This window comes from Microbacterium aurantiacum (assembly GCF_021654035.1).
Lineage (GTDB): Bacteria > Actinomycetota > Actinomycetes > Actinomycetales > Microbacteriaceae > Microbacterium > Microbacterium aurantiacum.
The window spans coordinates 1,101,393-1,121,242 of the sequence record NZ_JAJPDW010000001.1; the positions used below are offsets into that span (position 1 = coordinate 1,101,393).

The following is a 19,850-nucleotide window of genomic DNA, read 5'->3' on the forward strand; positions in this document are numbered from 1 at the left end:
TCAGGGACGGCACGGTCCCACGCGATGAGCGCCATGACGGCGTAGACGAGGATCGCGACCAGGCTCGCGACACGTCTGCCGGCGGGGAGGACGCGGTCCTTGCCGCCCCACGCGAAGTGGCCGAGCGGTGCGCCGAGCGCGAGCGCGAGCTGGAATACCGCGAGCAGACCGAGGACGACGGTGAAGGCGAGGGCGAACGGCACGGCCATACCGTAGCGGCTCCGTCCTGCCTGCGGTGGCGTCCGGCGGTGCCGCCGTGCCGGCTCAGAGCTTCTCGCCGGCGAGCTTCCCGCTCTGCTCGAACCACGAGCGCAGCTGCGCCTCGTCGAGGTCGTCCGTCTCGCGGATGTCGAGATAGCGCACCGCGGGGTGCTTCGACGCCTTCGGGGGTTCCGGGGTGAGCGACGTGCCGCGGTGGAACGCGATCTGCACGTACTTCGTGAAGCAGCGGAAGCTCAGCAGCCACGTCTCGCCGTCCGTGCCGTAGAACGGCTGGTTCCACTTCACGGCCTTGCGGACGTCGGGGATGCTCTCGGTGATGAGCCGGTCGAGTGTCCGCCCGATGTCGCTCTTCCACTCCGGCATCGCCGCGATGTACGCCTGCACGGGCCCATCGCCGTCGCCTTTCGGGATCTGCGGGTTCCCGCCCGAGAGCAGCCTCGGTGCCTCGTCGCTCATTCATCCGAGGGTAGACGGATGCCGCGCCCCTGTGTACCCGGCGCGTGCACGGCGCGACCGTTCGCCAGCGCGCACCCGTTTCGTGAGCGCGCACCCGATCGGATACTCCCTCACGAAACGGATGCGCACTCGGGCGGGGTGGGTGCGCCCTTCGGGGGTCGCTGTTCCGCACACCGCCGAGACCGCATCCATCGCCCGAGACCGCATGCAGTTGGGTGTGGGTGCGGGTGCTCGGCCGCGTACGCTCGACGGATGGGCCAGGTCGAACTTCGCGGACGTCTCGTCTGCGCGGACACGGATGCTGCCGCCACCGTTGTGCGGCAGTTGCCACTGCACACCGCGCTGAGCCGTGCTGAGCCGGGGTGCCTGCGGTTCGAGGTCACGGCGACCGCCGATCCGCTGGTGTGGGAGGTCGCCGAGCGCTTCGCCGACCGTGCCGCCTTCGACGCGCACCAGGCACGGGTCGCTGCGAGTGAGTGGGGTCGCGCGACCGCCGGGATCGCCCGCGAGTACGCGGTCACCGAGGCCGACTGACCCGCATCCGCCCCGATCGCGCACCCGTTCCGCGAGTGCGCACCCGATCGGATACTCCCTCACGAAACGGATGCGCACTCGGCCGGGTCGTGCCGGCGGCGGTCACCCACGGCAGCAGCGACCCGCGGCAGCGACCCGCGCCCGCGCACCGACCTACGCGTCGACCGCGACCGGGATGCGGCGGTTCACGCGCTCCGACATGACGATGCCGAGGAGTACGAGCACGGCGAGGAAGAGCGGGAAGGTCCAGAGGCCGAGCCAGGCCGACAGGGCGCCGAACAGCGGCGGGGCGAGGGTCGACCCGGTGTACGCGGAGGCCATCTGGATGCCGATGATCGCCTGCGAGTTGCGGCGGCCGAAGTTCACCGGCGTGGAGTGGATGATCGCGGGGTAGATGGGCGCGCAGCCGAGGCCGGCGACGGTCAGGCCGATGAGGGCGAACACGTCCGTGTCGACCGGCAGTGCCATGAGCACCACCCCGAGGGCCGCCGTGAGGAAGCCGCCGCGGATTTGCGCGATCAAGGACGTGTTCTCGGGCCGGATCGTGGGGTACTCGATCAGCGACCGGATGAAGGCCCGCCTCGCGGTCGACGCGGTCAACAGCGCCGTCGCACGGCGCGGGAACGTCGCCGGCTGCGTGGTCCACACCGACAGAGGATCTCGGTTCCGCGCGAGGAAGATGGTCCGCACCCTGCACCACCACGGGATGATCGGATCAATGGGCCGCGTCGGCGCGGCGGGCGACACCGCGGCGATGGAATCGGTCTTCAGCCTGCTGCAGAACGTCCTCAACCGGCGCACCTGGGCCACCCGCGACGAGCTCCGCATCGCCATCGTGACCTGGATCGAACGCACCTACCACCGACGCCGCCGGCAGAAGCGGCTCCATGGGTTGACCCCGGTCGAGTACGAAGCAATCATGAACACCGACGTCGCCCTCGCGGCGTGACTAGAAGCCGTCACCTATCTGTGCGGCAGACCCGGCTGCCATCGGTTCCAAGCGGCAAAGATCCCAACCGAGAGCCAACGAGACACGAAGAATACGACGACGGAGACCGCGGCCACACCTGCCAGACCGACGAGGACCGACATCGTCGTCCGAGTGCGGTGCTGTGTGGAGGCCATAGGTCGAGGCTAAGCCCCGGAGTGATTCTCGGCCAGACCACCTCGTGGGCACGCGCGGGTGCGTCCGCAGCTGGATCCCTCTACGGGAACGGTCTGGTCAGTGGCGCTTGAGGAACATGCACTCTCGCGCGGTCCTCACCCACAGACGCGCGGAATGGGCCGACGCGAGCACGCGGTGTCACGCCGCCAGCGCGAAGACGACGAGCGGTGCATCGATGATGAGGTGCGCGAGCATCGTGACAGGTAGGCTCCGCCGCCACAAGTAGAGGCACCCCAGCGCAACGCTCAGCGGCAGCACAACGAAGAGTGTGTGAGCGGGAGACCACGCCACATGCGTCGCCGTGAACAGCACTGCTGGCACTGCTACTTGCCAGAACCGCACTGCACCCGCGCGTGCGAGCGCGCCCATCGCTGCCCCGCGGAACACGACCTCCTCCGTGACCGCCGCCGTCAGCACGCCCAGCACGACGAGCTGCGCCGGACGAGCGGTAGCTGACTCGACCAGCCCCACCCCGTCCGCAGTGACCGTCGTGGCCAGCCAGGCGAGTGCCGGCACCGCGAGCATGAGCACGACACCGGATGCGAACGCGATGAGCACATCCCGCCCGCCGACGCGACGCAGGCCGATGCCAGCGAGCGAATCGTACCGCCGCCACACCACGACCGTCCCGATAGCGATGACCCACAGCGCACCCATACCGGCGAGTTCGGCTTGAGACCGCCATGGCGACGGCGCGGCCGCGGCGGCAGCCGTTACTGCGAATGAGGCGATGACCGCCCCCGACGCGATGACGAGTAGAACGCGCGCGTTCCTCGCCCGCCCCTGCGGCGGATGCGCCGGACTCTCGGTGGACGCCATGCTTGCAAGGTACCGCAACGTCGGGATCGCTCGGGGATCGGATCGTGTGGATGGGCTCGTTGAGCTTCCTGGCATTCTGGGGACTGATCCCGGTGGTGTGGCCCCGGGCTGTCGAGGAGTGGTGGGTCTGTTGGACGGACTGGATCGTACCCGCGGCGGCATGTTTCACCGTGAGCTTTCGCATCCCGCTGAGGGATCGGTATATCGGACGAGACATGTCTCTACACGTAAGGGCAGTCGGCCTATGCCCGACTGAACGACGAGATCGCCAAGCTCGGCCCGACCAGCCAGGGCGAGAAGACCGTGCTCGCGGTCTTCCTCCTCGCCGCGTTCTTCTGGATCGTCCCGGGTCTGCTCTCGGGTATCGGAGACCTCGGAGAGCGGATGCCGTGGCTCGGCATCTTCGACGACACCGTCGTCGCCATCGGCGCCGGCATCCTGGTACTGTTCCTCACCGAGATCACGAGCAACACCGCCACGGCGGCGACGTTCATCCTGATCCTGGGTGGGGTGGCCATTGGGGTCGGCGTCGACCCGATGACGCTGCTGATCCCCGCGGCTCTGGCTGCGACGTGCGCGTTCACGCTCCCCGTCGGCACTCCGCCGAACGCGATCGTCTTCGCGTCTGGACAGGTGAAGATCATCGAGATGGTCCGCGGCGGACTGGTGCTCAACATCGTCGGCGCGATCCTCATCACCCTCTTCACGGTGCTCATCGGACCGTGGGCGCTCGGGCTGGTGATCTAGCCGGGGCGTTGGGTGTGGTGGTGCCCGGCGCGGGGAGGTTCGCGCCGGGCACCGCTGCGTTGCCGGGTTCGGCGGGGTGGTGTGCGGCATCCGTTGCGAGGAATGTCCCGGGGTCGCGGCGATGGCGCCGGAGTAGTCTGCGACGGTGCATCCTCCGATCGAGCCGTTCGCGACCGGCAGGCTCCGTCGCCCGGGCGGGGTCGAGCTGTACTGGGAGACGTCCGGCAACCCGCAGGGCAAGCCCGCGATCTACCTGCACGGTGGGCCCGGCGGCGGGCTGGGGCAGGGCGGATACCGGCGTCGCTTCGACCCCGCCGCGCACCTCATCGTCGGCGTCGATCAGCGGGGGTGTGGGCGGAGCACGCCATGGGCGATCGATGATCTCGACCGCCTCGACGAGAACACGACGCAGACGCTGCTCGATGACCTCGAAGCGCTGCGGGAACATCTCGGTATCGACGCGTGGCTGCTCCACGGGGTGTCGTGGGGGTCGACGCTCGCGCTGGCCTACGCGCTCGCGCACCCCACACGCGTAACCGAGATCGTGCTGACCGCCGTGACCACCGGCGCCCGGTCCGAGATCGACTGGATCACGGAGGGCGTCGGAGCGATCTTCCCCGAGGCGTGGGATGAGTTCGCGCGCGAGGTTCCGGTGGGCGTGCGGGTCGTCGAGCACTATGCACGATTGATGCGGAGCCCGGATGCCGCCACCCGCGCGGCTGCGGCGGATCGCTGGGATCGGTGGGAGTCCACGCACATCTCGCTCGACCCCGCATGGCAGCCCGGCCCGCTGCACGAGGATGCCCGCACCCGTGAGAACTTCGCCACCCTCGTCACCCACTACTGGGCGAACGACTGCTTTCTGCGCGGTGCGGATGCCGTCCTCGAGCGGGCCGGCAAGCTCGCCGGCATCCCGGGGGTGCTGATCCACGGACGTCGGGACGTGAGCGGGCCGGCCATCACCCCATGGCGCCTGCACCGTACGTGGCCGGGCAGTCGACTCGAGATCGTCGAGAGCGAAGGGCACGGCGGCCCGATCGAGATGGAGCTCACGCGAGAGGCGATCGACGGGTTCCTGTAGTCGGGCGGTTGTGGGCGGGTCGGCTGATGGGCGCGCGCTGGTGCCGCGTGCGAGCATGAGGGCATGGCTCTTCATGTACTGACCGGTGCCGGTTCGGGAATCGGCGCAGCGCTTGCGACGCGGCTGCGCGATCGGGGCGACGATCTCGTCCTCATCGCGCGGAGAGCCGAGCGGGCGCGCGAGCTCGAGGAGCGGCATCCGGGATCCGTCGCCGTTGTCGCCGACCTCGCTGTTCCGGCAGCGCTCGCCGCCGCGATGTCTCAGGCCGCGGCGGAAGAGCGGCTGCCGGACCGCATCGACGCGTTGATCCACGCTGCCGGGGTGGTCGACCTGGGGCCCGTCGGCGAGCTGCCGGTGTCGTCGTGGGAGTGGCAGCTGAACGTCAACCTCACCGGGCCCGCCGAGCTGACGCGTCTGCTGCTGCCGGCGCTGCGTGCGGTGAAGGGGCAGGTGCTGTTCGTGAATTCCGGTGCGGGGCTGCGCGCGTCTCCGGAGTGGTCGGCGTACGCGGCATCCAAGCACGGTCTGAAGGCGCTCGCCGACTCGCTTCGGCAGGAGGAGGCGGCGCACGGTGTGCGGGTGTCGTCGGTGTTCCCCGGCCGCACGGCGACGCCGATGCAGGAGCGCGTGCACGAGCAGGAGGGCGCCGCGTACGACCCGGGAGCGTTCATCGATCCGGAGTCGGTCGTCACCGCGATGCTGACGGTGCTCGACGTGCCGCGGGATGCGCAGATTCCGGAGCTGATGATCCGCCCGGGGGTGTGAGGTCGCGGGTCGCGGGGGAGCGCGCCCTCGAAGAGCGCATGGGATTCCTCCGTCGGTGGCGCGCGGTTCGGAGGCGTCGCGGTGCGAGGAGCACAGTCTTGTCGGCGGGATGCAGTCTCGGCCGGAAGATGCAATCTCGCTGAAAAGTGCTAGGCGAATGTCGGAGGTAGTCGCTAGTATTCGAACATGAATACCAGCCGGTTGGTCGAGTTCAGCGAGGATGAACTCGCGGAACTGGATGAGGTCGCGTGCGCCGCCGAGCGGATCACCCCGGCGCTCGGTGCGATCGAGGTTGAGAACGTCCGGAACCAGGCTCGGGCGGGTGCGATCGCGGAGCGGGTGGCGCGGCGTCAGTCGGCGTCGGTGCGGTCGCAGGAGATGGTCTACCGCTCGGTCGCAGCAGAGCTTGCCGGGGTGACGTTCACCACCGACCGGTCGATGCAGGTCCAGATCAACCAGGCGGTGGAGTGGGTCGAGTGCTACCCCGCCACGCTTTCGGCATGGGAGGCGGGACGGATCACCCGCGGCCACGCGACCGCGGTGCTGCGGTGCGGGACGGTGCTGCCCCGCGATGCGCGAGCGGAGTTCGATGCCCAGGCCGCGGAGATGTGCGTGGGTCAATCGGTCGGGCGGGTGAAGGATCGCCTCGACCACCTGGCGCAGGAGCTGCACCCGCGGACCCTGGCGGAGCGTCACATCGACGCCCGGAAGGACCGTCGGGTCGGGCGACAGTCCGTCGGCGACGGGATGTCTGCTCTCATCGCCTGCGTCCCCGAGATCCTCGCCGCAGCGATCGATGACCGGCTCAACGAACAGGCCTCCACCATCATCGACGCCGACCCCGACGGCAGAACCCGCGACCAGATCCGCGCGGACATCCTCTGCGACATGCTCCTCACCGGGTCCCCCCTCGCAGACCCCACCATCGACGGGGACGGGAACGGGACCTTGGGGATGATCCGCGCGAAAGTGCAGGTCGTCGTCCCCGCCCTCGCTCTCGTGGGGAAGGACAATGACCCGGCGAACGACACCACGACAGTCGACCTCGTCGGGTCGGCGCCGATCGACCCGGCCACCGCCCGAGCGTTGGCGGGCGCCGTCGCGTCGTGGGAGCGTCTGGTGGTCCACCCGGTGTCGGGGCAGGTGCTGTGCACCGACTCCTACCGTCGCACCGCGTCGATGGCGAGACTCCTCCGGGCACGCGACCGGCACTGCCGGTTCCCCGGCTGCCGCCGCCCCGCGATCCGCTGCGAACTCGACCACACCTTCGACTACGCCCTCGGCGGCCCGACCGACATCCGGAACCTCTGCCACCTCTGTCAAAGACACCACTCGATGAAGCAATTCACCTCGTGGGGTGTCCGCCAACTCGGCGGCGGGATCCTGGAATGGACCTCACCCACCGGCAGGGTCTACATCGACCACCCACCGGCGCCACTGGTGCGGTTCATGCCGTCCGGAGGTGGGGCACCACCCCCGGACGGGAGCGGCGGCGCACCGCCGCCCGACCCCGCACCGTTCTAAGCCGAAATCGGCTTCGAATCTCTCTTTCTTCGCACGGCAGGCGTGTTCAGGTCGCGCCCAACCGCGCGGCCGAAACCGACTCGGCATCCGTCGCCACCAACTCGACCTTGAAGCGCTCAGCGTCTTCTATGAACGCGGCGTAGTGACCCTCCCCACCGGCGAAAGGATGCCGGTCCGTATAGAGGTGCGTCCATCCGTGCGACGGAGCCAGCCGCCAGAGCCGCTCCACCGATGCCGCCGACCCGGCGTGGAAAGCCAGATGGCTGAGCCCCGGCATCCGTCGATCATGGGAACCCTCGCGCGGCGCCCGCGCCACCACGATGTACGTCGCGCCGAGTCTCCAGCTGCGCCCGCCCTCCCACCGCTGGAACGGCTCATACCCGAGCTCGCCGAGCAGCCACTCCCACCCGGGGATGGCGCGCTCGAGGTCCGCCACCTGCACCTCGACATGATGGAGAGCCCCGAACGGGGTCACACCCGCATCCGGCGCGCGTCCATGACCGTCGCCGCTCACGTGTTCTCGGCGAAGTCCGCCTCGGTCCAGATTCGCGCGATACGCATCCCTCCAGTCACGACCGCCTCGGGGAACCGCGCCGCGATCTCCGCAGCCCGCGCCTCATCGGCCACGTCCACGAGGTAGTAGCCCGACACGACTTCCGCCACCTCCGGCCGCGGAGCATCGGTGATCACCGCACCGTCCGCGCCCCGCATCACCGACTTCTGCGCATCGGTGTCGAGCGCCGACGAATCGACGAGCTCCCCGCTCGCCTGCAGATCGGCCTCGACATCCCAATAGACCTGGAACGCCGCCGACCGCTCCTCCTCGCTCATATCGCCGAACAGTTCGATCACCGCGGGACTGTTGTGGATCAGGATCAGATACTTCATCGGAGCTCTCCTCTGTTCGCCCGATCGACGTGCGCGACCTCCCCAGTGTGTCGGAGCAGCCCGCGCGTTTCGAGATCTCCGTCGCGCGGGGGAGGCGCCGCGCACCAGGGCATCCGTAACGTGGCCCGTTCAGGAGGTACCGACATGGACAACACGCCCGCGCCCCCGCCGCCGCACCAGCCGGGTTTGCCGCAGCCGCAGCCGCCCGAAGAACCGCCCCAGCAGGTCGCGGTCTGGTACTTCATCGCCGCGACCTTCATCTTCGTCATGCCCGGACTCATGTTCCCGGATGCCGCAGCCTGGGTTCGCATCCTGCTCTTCGTCGCCGGCCTTCTCGTCATCGCCGCGGGCGGTATCCAGTTCGCCAAGGAGATCCGCGAGCGACGCAACCTGCCGCCATCCGTTCCGCCGGCGACCTAGGGCGTGTTGCCAAACCCCGGAATTGATCCGGTGGAATCGGTGGCGAAGTAGGGGTCGTCGCAGGAAATCCCCTCGGAGGCCGTGTTGGAGATGATTGAAGCCGGGTCACCGTGTGGTGCGGTGCCCCGGCTTCAATCCTTATGTGCACGTCATCCGTAGTTGCGGCTGCCGACCGCGCCGTTGGGTGCGATCGCGTCGATGCGCGCGAGGTCGGTGGTGCTGAGGTGCAGGTCCGAGGCAGCGATGTTGTCCGCGACGCGGGCCGGGTTGCGGGAGCCGGGGATGGGCACGATGTAGTCGCGCTTGGCGAGCAGCCACGCCAGCGCCAGTTTGGAGAGCGTTGTGCCCTTTTCGGCGGCGAACGCGCGAAGTTCGTTGGACAGCGCGGCGTTCGCGTCGAAGTTGGCGGGCGCCCACCAGCCGAGATACTGGCGGAAGTCGTCGGCGGCGTACTCGGTGCGCGGCTTCGGGGGTGCGGCAAGGAACCCGCGCGCGAGCGGCGAGTATGCGACGAGGCCGATGCCGAGTTCCTCGATCACGGGCAGTACCGGCTCGGCGTCGTGGGCGAAGATGGAGTACTCGGACTGCAGTACGGAGATGGGGTGCACTGCGTGCGCGCGACGGATAGTTTCGCCGTCGGCTTCGGACAGGCCGAGGTACTTGACCTTGCCGGCCTGGACGAACCCCTGCATGACGCCGACGACATCCTCGATCGGCACGTCGGGGTCGGAGCGGTGCTGGTAGAGGACGTCGATCGTGTCAACGTTCAGGTTGCGGAGGCTGTTCTCGACGACCTCACGGATGTGGTCGGGGCGCGAGTTCATGCCTCCCTCCGGGGTCAGGCCGAACTTCGTGGCGATGACCACGTCATCACGGATCGGCGCGAGCGCCGTCCCGAGCAGCTGCTCGCCGGTGCCCCAGCCATACATCTCTGCGGTGTCGAAGAGCGTGACTCCCAGCTCGTGCGCGGTGCGGATCGCGGCGATCGACTCCGTGTCGTCGGAGGGTCCGTAGCCCGCGGCCGTTCCCATCGCGCCGTAGCCGATGGCCGAGACCTCGAGGCCTTGCCGGCCGAGTTTGCGTGATTCCATGGTTGATCCCTTCACGAAGCGACAGTCTACGCCATAACTGTCTGACTCAGACAAGTATGCGCGGTATGCTGACTGCATGATGAGTGCCGCACCCCCGCCGTCCCTGCGCGAGCAGACGCGCGCAGCTGTGCGCGCGCAGATCGCCGAGGCGGCCCTCGACCTTTTCGCTGAGCACGGCTTCGACGAGGTGACCGTCGAGCAGATCGCGGCGGCCGCCGGGATCTCAACACGCAGCTTCAACCGCTACTTTCCGGCCAAGGAAGACGCGATCCTCGGCGACACCGAACCGTGGGGCGTCCTCGTCCGCGACACCCTCGAGAACCGGCCGGTCAACGAGCCTGTCTGGGAGTCTCTGCGGCACGCGTTCAGCGCGCTCCTGGCCATGTCCGACATGAGCGGGGAGCGGCAGAAGCGTGGGATGCGCGTTCTCAACAGCGCCCCCTCGCTTCGTGCACGCAACCTCGAGAAGCACCTCGGCTGGGCGAGCACGCTCACGCCGATCGTGGCGCGTCGCATTGGTGGCGCGGATGCCGACCTGCGCGCATACGCTGTCGTGCAGTGCGCAATCGCTTGCTTCGAGGCAGCCCTTAACGCCTGGGCGATAGCCGGAGAGACTCGGTCGCCAGACGAACTCCTTGCCCTCTCGTTCGGTGCGCTCTCCGGCACCTAAGGAGCGTTGTGCGCGCTGCTGGTGACCCAATGGAGTGTCGCGGCGAGGCAGAGGCCAGCGTGGTAGTTGCGGGCGGTCTTGTCTGAGCGCATCGCGATCCCGCGCCACTGCTTGAGCTTGTTGAAGCACCGTTCGACGACGTTGCGGCCGCGGTAGCGCACGCGTTGCTCGTCGCCGAAGTCGATCGGCCGGCCCCGCTTCCTGCGGCGGTGCGCGATCTGGTCGTCGCGTTCCGGGATGGTCGCTGCGATCCCTCGTTCGCGTAGCCAGGCCCGGTTCGCTTTGGACGGGTAGCCCTTGTCCGCCAGGACCCGGTCCGGCCGGGATCGTGGCCTGCCCCTCGCGCCCGGAACGTGGATCTCGTCGAGCGTCGTGGCCAGCATGCTGGTGTCCGCGGTCTGTCCCGGCGTGAGGATGAACGCGAGAGCTCTGCCCTGCCCGTCGCACACCAGGTGATTCTTCGTCGTAAACCCGCCACGGGAACGCCCGATCGCATGATCGAGCGGTTCGTCACCGAACTTCTTGTAGTTCGACAGTGCCCCCTGTGGCGCGAGGAAGGGTCGCGCCATGCTGGTGCACTCGCACGATCGTGGAGTCGATCGACGCTACCCAGTCCAGATCCCCGGACTGCTGCGCGAGAGACTGCGTCTTCTCTAGAACCCGCGCCCACACACCCTGTTCGGACCACCGGTTGAAGTTCTTGTAGATCGTGTTCCAGTTACCGAACCGCTCGGGCACGTCGCGCCACGGCGCGCCGGTCCGGAACCGCCACGCCGTCGCCTCGACTACTGTTCGCCGATCCACCGGAGGCCGCCCCGTCGACTTCGCAGTCGGGAACAGCGGCCCGATCACAGCCCACGCGTCATCAGAGATCACATCACGCGACACACCCTCAAGACTCACCCACGCAGCACTCAAGGGTTTAGCAACACGCCCTAGCAGGCCTCAGCGGACGAAAGCAACCCCCGCGCGCGTTTCGTCCGGACGGGGTGATGATGCGACCGTGCCCCTCTCCGCCGCCCGCACACGGGCCCTCCCTCGCGTCCCGTCCCCGCTCTTCCCGGGCGAAGACACCGAACCAGCGGTCGTCGACGCCATCGACGCCGCCCGCCGGATCCCCGGATTCGGCACCGACGTCGAGGCGACCCTCGCCTGGGCGCGCGATGCGACGCGCGACACCGGTGCGGCCACCGCATCCGTCGACACCGTCTGGCAACTCCTCGCCTCCACCGCCGCGCTCGACGTCGCGGCCGGCCGCGTCCTCGAACCGCACGTCGACGCGCAGCGCATTCTCGCCGAGGCATGGGACGACGGCATCGCCCCCGACCTCCGCCCCCTCGACGTCGACACCACCTCGACGTGGGGCGTATTCGCCGCCGAAGGGCCGGGTGTCCGCCTCACCGCCAGCCGCACGACCGGGTGGACCCTCACCGGCACCAAACCCTGGTGTTCCCTCGCCGCCCACCTCACCCACGCCCTCGTCACCGCCTGGATCGACGACGACAACCGCGGCCTCTTCGCGATCGCGCTCCGCCGCCCCGAGGTGCACGTGCACGACGGACCCTGGCACGCCCGCGGTCTCCCGCACATCGTCAGCGCACCCATCGACCTCGCCGCCGCCCCGGCCGTCCCCGTCGGCGACGCCGGCTGGTACCTCGCCCGCCCCGGATTCGCCACCGGCGGCATGGGCGTCGCCGCCACCTGGTGGGGTGGCGCTGCCGGCATCCTCGACGCTCTCGCCGACGCCGCCTCCACCGACCGCGCCGACCAGCTCGCCCGCGTCCACCTCGGACGAGCGGATGCCGCCCAATGGGCCGCCCGCACCACCCTCGCCGACGCGACCGCCCGGTCATCGGAAGGCGACGCGATCGACCGCGCGATCCTTGCTGCGCGCGTCCGCACCATCGTCGCCGACGCCGCCGAAACCGTCTTGCACACCGCCGACCACGCGCTCGGGCCGGCCCCGCTCGTCGCCGACGACGCGCACGCCCGCCGGGTCGCCGACCTGCACCTCTACCTCCGCCAGCACCATGCTGAACGCGACCTCGCCCGCCTCGGGCGCGACCTCGTTCGGCGGCGAGCCGAGCGCGACGAGACCACCGCGGGGGAGTCCGGGTGGTGACCTTCGACCATCGCGACCCCGGAACCCCCGAATCCGAATGGCGCACGGCGCTTGCCGCGCGCACCCTGCCCGAGGTGTCCCTCGACATCGACGCGCTCCTCATCATCGCCGCCCACCCCGACGACGAGACCCTCGGTGTCGCCGGGCTCGTGCACACCGTCGCGCAGCGCGGCATCCCGATCCGCGTCGTCGTCGCCACCGACGGTGAGAACTCCCACCCCGACTCGCCCACCCACACCCCGGCCGACCTCGCCGCGCGGCGGCAGACCGAAGTGCGCGACGCCCTGGGCGTCGTCGCGCCCACCGCCACCCTCCGCCTGCTACATCTCCCCGACGGCACCCTCGGTGACCACGAAGACGACCTCACCGCTGCCCTACAGGAAGAGATCGCCGCACTCACCGGGATGACGGATGCCGCACCCCACCGCATCCTCGTGGCATCCCCGTGGACCGGCGACGGCCATCGCGACCACCGCATCGTCGGCGCGCTCGCCGAACGCGTCGCGACCGAGGCCGGCGCGACCGTCCGCGGGTACCCGATCTGGCTCTGGCACTGGGGCACCCCCGCCGACGTGCCGTGGGACCGCGCGGAAGTCGTCACTCTCGACGACGCCGTGCACGACGCCAAGCGCCGCGCCCTCGCCGTCCACGACAGCCAGCTCCGGCCCCTTTCGGACGCTTCCGGCGATGAAGCGATCGTCCACGACGGGATGCAGGAGCACTTCGCCCGCTACCAGGAGATCCTCATTCGCCCCGAATCCGTCTCACGCGAAGCCGCCGCGTCGACGCCGCGCTCCCACTTCGAGCGGTTCTTCGCCACCCACGACGACCCCTGGGGCTTCCGCTCGAGCTGGTACGAGCAGCGCAAGCGCGAACTCCTCCTCGCCACCCTCCCGCGCGCGACGTACGGCGCAGGGCTCGAGCTCGGCTGCGCAACCGGCATCCTCACCTCGCGCCTCGCCGACCGCTGCGCGCACCTCGTCGCCGTCGACTTCGCCGAGGAGGCTCTCACGGCCGCCGCGCGAGAACTCGCCGGTCGCGACAACGTCACGCTGCAGACCGCGGCGCTCCCGCACGAATGGCCCGACGGAGAGTACGACCTCGTCCTGCTCTCCGAGATCGGCTACTTCTGGAACGTCGCCGACCTCGACACCGCGATCGACCGCATCACGCAGAGCCTCGCGCCCACTGGTCACCTGATCGCATGCCATTGGCGGCATCCGATGCCCGAGAACCCCACCGGGGGCGATGAAGTCCACGAACGACTGCGCGCGAACAGCCGATGGCAGAGCGTCGCGGTGCACATCGAGAAGGACTTCGTGCTCGAGGTCTTCAGTCCGTACCCCGCCCGGTCGGTCGCGCAAGAGATGGGAATGCTGCCGTGATCGCGACCTCCGTCCACGTCGTCGTCCCCGTCCACAACGAGGAAGACCTCCTGCAGTCGTGCCTTGACGCGGTGCAGGGAGCGAGCGCCCGCGCGTGCGCGCTCGGCATCGACGTCCACACCGTCGTCGTCCTCGACGCGTGCACCGACCGCTCAGCCCTCATCGCCCGCCGGTACCCGGTCGAGATCATCGAGATCGACGCCGGCCGCGTGGGGCGCGCGCGTCGCATCGGAACGGATGCCGCTCTCCGCCACGCCGACGAAGAGACCCGTGCGTGGGTCGCCCACACTGACGCCGACTCAATCGTCCCCGGCAACTGGATCACCCACCAGGTGGCCCTCTCGGCCGGCGGATCCGACGTCATGATCGGCACCGTCCGGCCCGACTTCGCCGATCTGACCCTCCGTCACGTCGACCACTGGCGTGCCACGCACACGCCCGGACGTCCCAACGGACACGTGCACGGCGCGAACCTCGGCTTCCGCGCCGGCGTCTACCGCCACGTCGGCGGCTTCGCCGAGGTGCCCGAGCACGAGGACGTCACGTTCGTCGCCGCCGCGCGTGCCGCGGGGTTCGTCCTGACCGCCTCCGACGTCGCGGAGGTCATGACCTCCGGCCGCTTCGTCGGACGCACCCCTGGCGGGTACGCCGGCTACCTCGCCGCGCAGGAGGAGATGCTCGAGTCCGGGGTCGCCTGAGCAGCGTTCCCGCCGGCCGTATGCTGTGCTCGTGAACGGCCCGATCCCTGTCATCGTCTCGTACTCCAGCGAGACCCCGCGGCACGATGCCGCCTTCGCCGACGAGCTCCGCGTCCTCGCCGCGGGGGCCGCGACCGCGATCGCCGAGGCGGGTCTCGAGGCGCGGTGGGTGAACGCCGCCGCACCTCACAGTGACGCGCACGACCTCCTCGCGACGGCGCACGGCGTGATCGTGCTCGGCGGCGCCGACGTCGACCCCTCCCTCTACGGCGCGACCCCCGCCGGAGCGTGGATGGACTCCGCCGACGCCGCAGCCGACGCGTTCGAGGCGGCCCTCCTGCGCGAAGCGCTCGAGCGGGGCGTGCCGGTGTTCACGATCTGCCGCGGCACTCAGCTGTTGAACGTGGTGCGCGGCGGCACTCTCGTGCAGGACCTCGGGGCGGGCATCCACCGCGAACCGAACCAGGACATGGTGACCCACCCGGTCGCGGTCCGCCCCGGCACGCGCCTCGCCGCGGTGCTCGGCACCGGCACGCGCGACGTGCGCTCCGGCCACCATCAGGCCGTCGACGCGCTCGGCGAGGGCCTCGTCGTGAGCGCGACCGCGCCCGACGGCGTCATCGAGGCGATCGAGGGCCGGGACACCGGAAAGGATGCCGGCTGGGTCGTCGGCGTGCAGTGGCACCCCGAGGACGCCGGAAGCGACCCCGCACAGCTGCGACTGCTGCTCGCCGACTTCGCCGCCGCGGCGCGCATCGTCCTTCCTGTCGGAGACGACCCGATCACCGCTCCGGCGGCGTAGCGCCCGCACACGAAGCGAAACCCATCCGGCGCCCCTCGCGCTCCGAAGAACTCCCGAAGCCACAAGCCGAAGGAGACCCGCATGGGCGCACGCAGAACCCGACCCCGCGTCCTGCTCTGGGCAGCGCTGGCCGGGCTCATCTCCGGCGCGGTGTTCCTCGCCGCCGCCGAGCTGGTCGCGCTCATCGCCGCGCGCTCGGCGAGCCCGATCCTCGCCGTCGGATCTTTCGTGATCGACATCGTTCCGCAGCCGGTCAAGGAGTTCGCGATCACGGCCTTCGGTGCCGCCGACAAGATCGTGCTCCTCGGAAGCCTCGGCCTCGCCGTGGCGATCGCGTCGGCCATCGCCGGCATCCTGCAGTACCTGCGTCCGCACCTCGGCGTCGCGGCCCTCGTGCTCGCCGGGGTCCTCTCCGGTGCCGCGATCGTCACGCGCGCGTCGGCGGAGGCGCTGTCGTTCGTTCCCCCGCTCGCCGGTACGATCGCCGGCTCGGTCATCCTGATCGTGCTCATCCGCCGTCTGCAGGGATGGCGCGAGGACGTGACGAGCGGGGAGGGCGCAGCGAAAGGCGTGAACCGTCGCGGCTTCCTCCTCACCAGCGCGATCGCCGGCGCCTCGGCCGTCATCGCCGGTGTCGCCGCCCGCGCGGTGAGCGCCGCGACCTCCTCCGTCGACGCGATCCGCGGGGCCCTGCGCATTCCCGAACCGCGGTCGCGCGTGACGATCCCCGAAGGCGCCGAACTCGACGTCGACGGCATCTCGTCGCTGTACACGCCGAACGACCAGTTCTACCGCGTCGACACCGCGCTCACCGTCCCGACGATCGACCCCGCGACATGGCGTCTCGTCGTCGACGGCATGGTCGACCAGCGCATCGAGCTGAGCTTCGACGACCTCATCGGCCGCGGCCTCGACGAGTACTCCATCACCCTCACCTGCGTGTCGAACGAGGTCGGCGGCAATCTCGTCGGCAGCGCTCGCTGGCTCGGCGTGCCGGTCCGCGACATCCTCGCGCTCGCCGGCGTCCAGTCCGGTGCCGACATGGTGCTCTCCCGCAGCGTCGACGGGTACACCGCCAGCACGCCGCTGGCCTCGCTGACCGACGAGGGCACCGACGCGATCCTCGCCGTCGCCATGAACGGCGAGCCCCTGCCCCTCGAGCACGGCTTCCCCGTCCGCATGGTCGTTCCGGGTCTCTATGGCTACGTCTCGGCGACCAAATGGCTCACCGAGCTGAAGGTCACCACCTTCGCGCGGGACGAGGCCTACTGGACCCCGCGCGGGTACGACGCCGAGGCTCCGATCAAGTTCTCCTCCCGCGTGGACACCCCGAAGGCCGGGGCTCCCGTTCCCGCGGGGACGGTCGCCATCGGCGGCGTCGCGTGGGCGCAGACCGTCGGCATCGATCGTGTCGAGGTGCAGATCGACGACGGCGACTGGCAGGAGGCGACGCTGTCGACCGCCGTGAACGTCGACACGTGGGTGCAGTGGTTCCTCGAGTGGGAGGCCGAACCCGGCACCCACTACGTCACGGTCCGTGCCGTCAACCGCGACGGCGAGGTGCAGGAGCAGGAGCGCGCCCCGATCGCCCCGAACGGCTCGTCGGGCTGGCAGCGCACCCTCGTCACCGTGACGGGCTGATCGCTCCCGCACCCCCTCAAGCCGGAAGGCGGGCTCCCCGGAATTGGTCCTCCTGGAGCCCGTCTTCTCTCGTTGTCGGGTGGCCCCTATCGCGCGCGCCGGTCGTCCGTCTCGAAACCGGGGCGGGCGCGGCGCTCGTCGAGCGACTCGGTCTCCTGGAAGAACGTCACCTGCCACCCGGCCGGCCCCTGCACGCGCGCATTCACCGAACGGAACGGCGTGTCCGTGGCATCGGCGATGACCTCGATACCCGCCTCTCGGCTCGCGCGCACCGCAGCCGGAGTGTCGGCCACCTCGAGCGCCAGCCGCAGACTCGGACCCTCGGATGCCGGGACGTTCTCGATGACGTCGATGTTCCGCGCGTGGGTGGGCGTGGCGATCTCGATCGTCGCGTCGCCGACCTCGAGGATCGCGACCCGATCGTCGCCCTCGGTCGCGAACGCGGGCCGCTCGGTCAGGCCGAGGACGTCGCGGTAGAACGCCACCGTCCGGTCGAAGTCGTCGGTCTCGATGATGAGGCGGAGCTGCGTCGGCGGAGTCGCGAGTGTCATGCGGGCGTCAACCGCCGCGGGGGCCGCCGTGTTCCGGGATCAGCCCTGCTCCGCCAGAGCCTCGGCGACCAGGCGCATCGCCTCGTCGTAGCGCTCGGGCGAGGGGCCGGCGTAGTTCAGGCGCACGTAGGGGCCGGGCGTCTCCGCCGGAAACCACTCCCGCCCATGGGCGATCAGCACATCGCGCGCCGCGGCCGCGCGGACGAGGGTCGCGACATCCGTTCCGTCCGGCAGGCGCACCCACAGGTTGAGGCCCCCGGCGGGCACGAGCGCGACGGTGCACTGCGGCAGGTGCTGACGGATGCCGCCGAGCAGCGCATCGCGCCGCGCCCGGAGCGCCGACCGCTGCGCGCGCAGGTGACGGCGCCACGCCGGCTGCGTCACGACGTCCAGCGCCGCCGCCTGCAAGACGCCGCTGACGTACATCGCATCGGCCGTGCGATCGGCGGCGATCCGCTCGCGCGCCGGCCCGCGGGCGATCACCGCAGCGACGCGCAGGGCGGGGGAGACACTCTTGGTCAGCGACCGGATGTAGATGACGTGCCCGTCCTGATCAAGACGGGCGAGCGGGGAGGGATCGGAGTCGATCGCGAGATCGTGCGCCCAGTCGTCTTCGATGAGAAACGCCCCGCGCCGGCGGACGACCTCCAGTACCGCCCGGGCCCGCTCGTCGGTCCACTGCGCGCCGTGCGGATTGGCGAACGTCGGCTGCGCGTAGAACGCCCGCGCCCCGGATGAGGCCAGCGCCCGCTCCACATCGTCTGGATCCGGACCCACCGGCCCCGACGCCACCGGCACGAGCGTGACGCCGGCCTGGGCCGCGGCGACCATCGCCCCCCAATATGTGGGCGACTCCACGACGACCGGCCGTCCCTCGCCCACCGCGGCGCGGAAGACCGAGGCGAGCCCGCTCTGGCTCCCGGGCACGATCACCACGTCGCGCGCCGACACCGGCGACACCTCGGGTGCAGTGACGGCGGCGAGCTCCGCGGCGAACCACTCCCGCAGCTCCGCGAGACCGTCCGCAGGAGCACGCCGGACCGCGGCATCCGACCGCGCCGCGCGCGCGAGCGCCGCCCGCACCAGGCCGCCCGGCAGCAGCTCCGACGCGGGATACCCCGAGTGCAGCGCGATCGCATCGGGCGCGCCGGGACGCTGCGTCACGGACAGATCCGGATGCCGCCCCTGCGGTGCGCCGAGCGCCGCCGTCTGCCAGCCGAAGTCCGCGGGCGGGCGCATCCGGGATCCCCGCACGAACGTCCCGACTCCGGGCCGCGCATCGATGAGGCCCTGCGCGGTGAGGCGGTGCAGCGCCTTCTGCACCGTCACCGGACTCGCTCCGTGCTCGGCGCTGATCCGACGGCTCGACGGCAGCTGCGTTCCCGCCGGCGCCGACGCGATCCAGGTGCGCAGTGCGGCGACGATCCGGTCGGTGCTATCGTGTGCCATGTCAGGGAACAATAGCGCTACTCTCCCCGCGGCGACAGTGTTATCGCCCCTCGCGGGTGTGTGGTGGGGCCTCCTCGGGGTCGTCGCTTTCTCGTTCACAGTCCCGTTCACCCGCGTCGCCGTCGAGGCGCTGCATCCCGTCTTCATCGGCGCCGGCCGCGCCGTCGTCGCCGCGATCCTCGCGGTCATCGCCCTCGCCGCGACCCGCGCGCGTCTGCCACAGGGTGCCCAGTGGGGGCGACTCGTCGTCGTCGCGGGCGGCGTCGTCCTCGGGTTCCCGCTCCTCACCTCGTTCGCGATGACCTCGGTGCCCGCGAGCCACGGCGCGGTCGTCATCGGCATCCTCCCCGCGGCGACCGCGGTCGCGGTCGTCCTCCGCACGCGCGAGCGCCCACCGGTGTCGTTCTGGATCTTCGCCGCCCTCGGTGCGGTCGCGGCGGTCGTCTTCGCCGCGCTCTCCTCGGGAGGGTTCGGGCACCTGACCTGGGCCGACCTCCTCCTGTTCGGCGCGGTCGTCGCCGCCGCCGTCGGATACGCGGAGGGCGGGCTCCTCTCCCGTGAACTCGGTGCGTGGCAGACCGTCTCGTGGGCGCTCGTGGTCGCGGCGCCGGTGACGGTGACCGTCAGCGCGGTCTCGGTCGCGATGGCGCCGCCCGCGGCATCCGCCGTCCACTGGCTCGCCTTCGCCTATCTCGCCGTCGTCAGCATGTACCTCGGCTTCTTCGCCTGGTACCGAGGGCTCGCGATCGGACCCATGGCGCAGGTCAGCCAGATCCAACTCGTCCAGCCCGTTCTCACCCTTGTATGGCTCTTCGGACAT

Annotated in this window: 23 protein-coding genes and 1 pseudogene; 14 read left to right on the top strand and 10 right to left on the bottom strand. The window is 70.3% G+C overall.

Annotated features, from left to right (window positions below; all coding sequences use genetic code 11):
* Positions 1–264: 264 nt before the first annotated feature.
* Positions 265–678, bottom strand: a complete 414-nt coding sequence (locus tag LTL01_RS05335) for a DUF1801 domain-containing protein (RefSeq protein WP_236967680.1) — start codon at positions 676–678, stop codon at positions 265–267.
* Positions 679–930: 252 nt separating this feature from the next.
* On the opposite strand from LTL01_RS05335, the gene LTL01_RS05340 reads away from it, so the two are divergent.
* Positions 931–1,212, top strand: coding sequence for a putative quinol monooxygenase (locus LTL01_RS05340; protein ID WP_236967681.1), 282 nt, complete (start codon positions 931–933; stop codon positions 1,210–1,212).
* Between the two features lie 153 nt (positions 1,213–1,365).
* Here the strand turns inward: LTL01_RS05340 and LTL01_RS05345 are convergent, their stop codons facing one another.
* Positions 1,366–1,734, bottom strand: coding sequence for a hypothetical protein (locus tag LTL01_RS05345; protein ID WP_236967682.1), 369 nt, complete (start codon positions 1,732–1,734; stop codon positions 1,366–1,368).
* Between LTL01_RS05345 and LTL01_RS05350 the strand changes: the two are divergent.
* Positions 1,721–2,161, top strand: a pseudogene (locus tag LTL01_RS05350) (transposase); the annotation flags it as partial. The gene LTL01_RS05345 and the pseudogene LTL01_RS05350 sit on opposite strands and share 14 nt — an antisense overlap.
* Before the next feature lie 354 nt (positions 2,162–2,515).
* Here LTL01_RS05350 and LTL01_RS05355 read toward each other — a convergent pair.
* On the bottom strand, positions 2,516–3,196 hold the full coding sequence (locus tag LTL01_RS05355; protein ID WP_236967683.1) for a CPBP family intramembrane glutamic endopeptidase: 681 nt from the start codon (positions 3,194–3,196) through the stop codon (positions 2,516–2,518).
* 303 nt (positions 3,197–3,499) lie between these two features.
* On the opposite strand from LTL01_RS05355, the gene LTL01_RS05360 reads away from it, so the two are divergent.
* From LTL01_RS05360 to LTL01_RS05375, 4 genes are all read left to right on the top strand, one after another.
* The gene (locus LTL01_RS05360; protein ID WP_308195171.1) at positions 3,500–3,943 is read left to right on the top strand and encodes an anion permease; all 444 of its coding nucleotides are present in this window, start codon (positions 3,500–3,502) and stop codon (positions 3,941–3,943) included.
* Positions 3,944–4,088: 145 nt separating this feature from the next.
* Complete coding sequence (pip, locus tag LTL01_RS05365; RefSeq protein WP_236967684.1) at positions 4,089–5,024, top strand: prolyl aminopeptidase; 936 nt, start codon at positions 4,089–4,091, stop codon at positions 5,022–5,024.
* A gap of 63 nt (positions 5,025–5,087) precedes the next feature.
* Complete coding sequence (locus tag LTL01_RS05370) at positions 5,088–5,789, top strand: SDR family oxidoreductase (protein WP_236967685.1); 702 nt, start codon at positions 5,088–5,090, stop codon at positions 5,787–5,789.
* Between the two features lie 186 nt (positions 5,790–5,975).
* Positions 5,976–7,313, top strand: coding sequence for an HNH endonuclease signature motif containing protein (locus LTL01_RS05375; protein ID WP_272877647.1), 1,338 nt, complete (start codon positions 5,976–5,978; stop codon positions 7,311–7,313).
* Positions 7,314–7,359: 46 nt separating this feature from the next.
* On the opposite strand, the gene LTL01_RS05380 is transcribed toward LTL01_RS05375, so the two are convergent.
* Positions 7,360–7,788 (bottom strand): VOC family protein, encoded by a 429-nt coding sequence (locus LTL01_RS05380; protein WP_236967686.1) that lies wholly within the window; start codon positions 7,786–7,788, stop codon positions 7,360–7,362.
* 35 nt (positions 7,789–7,823) lie between these two features.
* On the bottom strand, positions 7,824–8,201 hold the full coding sequence (locus LTL01_RS05385) for a YciI family protein (protein ID WP_236967687.1): 378 nt from the start codon (positions 8,199–8,201) through the stop codon (positions 7,824–7,826).
* Between the two features lie 144 nt (positions 8,202–8,345).
* On the opposite strand from LTL01_RS05385, the gene LTL01_RS05390 reads away from it, so the two are divergent.
* Complete coding sequence (locus tag LTL01_RS05390) at positions 8,346–8,621, top strand: hypothetical protein (RefSeq protein ID WP_236967688.1); 276 nt, start codon at positions 8,346–8,348, stop codon at positions 8,619–8,621.
* A gap of 149 nt (positions 8,622–8,770) precedes the next feature.
* On the opposite strand, the gene LTL01_RS05395 is transcribed toward LTL01_RS05390, so the two are convergent.
* Positions 8,771–9,712: an aldo/keto reductase gene (locus LTL01_RS05395; protein ID WP_236967689.1), complete on the bottom strand. Its 942-nt coding sequence runs from the start codon at positions 9,710–9,712 to the stop codon at positions 8,771–8,773.
* A gap of 127 nt (positions 9,713–9,839) precedes the next feature.
* On the opposite strand from LTL01_RS05395, the gene LTL01_RS05400 reads away from it, so the two are divergent.
* Complete coding sequence (locus tag LTL01_RS05400; protein WP_236967690.1) at positions 9,840–10,382, top strand: TetR family transcriptional regulator; 543 nt, start codon at positions 9,840–9,842, stop codon at positions 10,380–10,382.
* Here the strand turns inward: LTL01_RS05400 and LTL01_RS14925 are convergent.
* Both LTL01_RS14925 and LTL01_RS14930 read right to left on the bottom strand, forming a co-directional pair.
* Positions 10,379–10,951, bottom strand: coding sequence for an IS5 family transposase (locus LTL01_RS14925; RefSeq protein WP_372461294.1), 573 nt, complete (start codon positions 10,949–10,951; stop codon positions 10,379–10,381). The two genes, LTL01_RS05400 and LTL01_RS14925, sit on opposite strands and share 4 nt — an antisense overlap.
* Positions 10,893–11,285, bottom strand: a complete 393-nt coding sequence (locus LTL01_RS14930; RefSeq protein WP_372461295.1) for an IS5 family transposase — start codon at positions 11,283–11,285, stop codon at positions 10,893–10,895. Before LTL01_RS14930 ends, LTL01_RS14925 begins: the two co-directional genes overlap by 59 nt.
* A 100-nt stretch (positions 11,286–11,385) precedes the next feature.
* On the opposite strand from LTL01_RS14930, the gene LTL01_RS05410 reads away from it, so the two are divergent.
* The 5 genes from LTL01_RS05410 to LTL01_RS05430 all read left to right on the top strand — a co-directional run bounded on the left by LTL01_RS05410 (position 11,386) and on the right by LTL01_RS05430 (position 17,030).
* Positions 11,386–12,504, top strand: a complete 1,119-nt coding sequence (locus tag LTL01_RS05410) for an acyl-CoA dehydrogenase family protein (protein WP_236967691.1) — start codon at positions 11,386–11,388, stop codon at positions 12,502–12,504.
* Positions 12,501–13,889: a PIG-L family deacetylase gene (locus tag LTL01_RS05415; RefSeq protein WP_236967692.1), complete on the top strand. Its 1,389-nt coding sequence runs from the start codon at positions 12,501–12,503 to the stop codon at positions 13,887–13,889. The genes LTL01_RS05410 and LTL01_RS05415 overlap by 4 nt, the downstream gene beginning before the upstream one ends.
* On the top strand, positions 13,886–14,587 hold the full coding sequence (locus LTL01_RS05420) for a glycosyltransferase family 2 protein (RefSeq protein WP_236967693.1): 702 nt from the start codon (positions 13,886–13,888) through the stop codon (positions 14,585–14,587). The genes LTL01_RS05415 and LTL01_RS05420 overlap by 4 nt, the downstream gene beginning before the upstream one ends.
* 31 nt (positions 14,588–14,618) lie before the next feature.
* Positions 14,619–15,389 carry a gamma-glutamyl-gamma-aminobutyrate hydrolase family protein gene (locus LTL01_RS05425; protein ID WP_197272990.1) on the top strand — a complete coding sequence of 257 codons (771 nt, stop codon included), beginning with the start codon at positions 14,619–14,621 and terminating at the stop codon, positions 15,387–15,389.
* An 81-nt stretch (positions 15,390–15,470) separates the two neighbouring features.
* The gene (locus LTL01_RS05430) at positions 15,471–17,030 is read left to right on the top strand and encodes a molybdopterin-dependent oxidoreductase (protein WP_236967694.1); all 1,560 of its coding nucleotides are present in this window, start codon (positions 15,471–15,473) and stop codon (positions 17,028–17,030) included.
* A gap of 86 nt (positions 17,031–17,116) precedes the next feature.
* On the opposite strand, the gene LTL01_RS05435 is transcribed toward LTL01_RS05430, so the two are convergent.
* Positions 17,117–17,581, bottom strand: coding sequence for a VOC family protein (locus LTL01_RS05435; RefSeq protein ID WP_236967695.1), 465 nt, complete (start codon positions 17,579–17,581; stop codon positions 17,117–17,119).
* Between the two features lie 39 nt (positions 17,582–17,620).
* Entirely contained in the window at positions 17,621–19,030 is a 1,410-nt protein-coding gene (locus LTL01_RS05440) for an aminotransferase-like domain-containing protein (RefSeq protein WP_236967696.1), read from the bottom strand.
* On the opposite strand from LTL01_RS05440, the gene LTL01_RS05445 reads away from it, so the two are divergent.
* Positions 19,029–19,850 (top strand): DMT family transporter (locus LTL01_RS05445; protein ID WP_236967697.1); only part of this gene is annotated, 822 nt, incomplete at its 3' end. The genes LTL01_RS05440 and LTL01_RS05445 overlap by 2 nt on opposite strands.

Excerpts from the sequence above, each read along its gene's own strand:
- LTL01_RS05435 (WP_236967695.1), bottom strand. The coding sequence starts at position 17,581 with ATGACACTCGCGACTCCGCCGACGCAGCTCCGCCTCATCATCGAGACC.
- LTL01_RS14925 (WP_372461294.1), bottom strand. The coding sequence starts at position 10,951 with ATGGCGCGACCCTTCCTCGCGCCACAGGGGGCACTGTCGAACTACAAG.
- LTL01_RS05385 (WP_236967687.1), bottom strand. The coding sequence starts at position 8,201 with ATGAAGTATCTGATCCTGATCCACAACAGTCCCGCGGTGATCGAACTG.
- LTL01_RS05430 (WP_236967694.1), top strand. The coding sequence starts at position 15,471 with ATGGGCGCACGCAGAACCCGACCCCGCGTCCTGCTCTGGGCAGCGCTG.
- LTL01_RS05390 (WP_236967688.1), top strand. The coding sequence starts at position 8,346 with ATGGACAACACGCCCGCGCCCCCGCCGCCGCACCAGCCGGGTTTGCCG.
- LTL01_RS05440 (WP_236967696.1), bottom strand. The coding sequence starts at position 19,030 with ATGGCACACGATAGCACCGACCGGATCGTCGCCGCACTGCGCACCTGG.
- LTL01_RS05395 (WP_236967689.1), bottom strand. The coding sequence starts at position 9,712 with ATGGAATCACGCAAACTCGGCCGGCAAGGCCTCGAGGTCTCGGCCATC.
- LTL01_RS05370 (WP_236967685.1), top strand. The coding sequence starts at position 5,088 with ATGGCTCTTCATGTACTGACCGGTGCCGGTTCGGGAATCGGCGCAGCG.
- LTL01_RS05355 (WP_236967683.1), bottom strand. The coding sequence starts at position 3,196 with ATGGCGTCCACCGAGAGTCCGGCGCATCCGCCGCAGGGGCGGGCGAGG.
- LTL01_RS05375 (WP_272877647.1), top strand. The coding sequence starts at position 5,976 with ATGAATACCAGCCGGTTGGTCGAGTTCAGCGAGGATGAACTCGCGGAA.
- LTL01_RS05335 (WP_236967680.1), bottom strand. The coding sequence starts at position 678 with ATGAGCGACGAGGCACCGAGGCTGCTCTCGGGCGGGAACCCGCAGATC.
- LTL01_RS05340 (WP_236967681.1), top strand. The coding sequence starts at position 931 with ATGGGCCAGGTCGAACTTCGCGGACGTCTCGTCTGCGCGGACACGGAT.